Raw genomic sequence first — 276 nt, 5'->3', positions numbered from 1 at the left:
CCTCCAATTCAAGGTGATCAAGCTCGACCGCAAGCGCAACAACGTGGTTGTGTCGCGCCGCGCGGTGGTCGAAGCCTCGCAGGGCGAAGAGCGCCAGAAGCTGCTCGAGACGCTGCACGAAGGCGCAGTGGTCAAGGGCATCGTCAAGAACATCACCGACTACGGTGCGTTCGTCGACCTGGGCGGCATCGACGGCCTGCTGCACATCACCGACCTCGCCTGGCGCCGCGTGAAGCATCCGTCCGAGATCCTGTCGGTGGGTGACGAAGTGGAAGC

General features: G+C 63.8%; 1 protein-coding gene. It reads left to right on the top strand.

Annotated elements, in window-relative coordinates:
• A partial coding sequence (locus RYX56_RS22160; protein ID WP_317124092.1) for a S1 RNA-binding domain-containing protein occupies positions 1-276 on the top strand: 276 nt, incomplete at both ends.

The sequence above is a fragment of the Alkalihalophilus lindianensis genome (assembly GCF_032843265.1).
GTDB lineage: Bacteria > Bacillota > Bacilli > Bacillales > Bacillaceae_D > Alkalihalophilus > Alkalihalophilus lindianensis.
The sequence above is the reverse complement of the archived record's forward strand: the minus strand, read 5'-3'. Positions and strand labels throughout refer to the sequence as shown.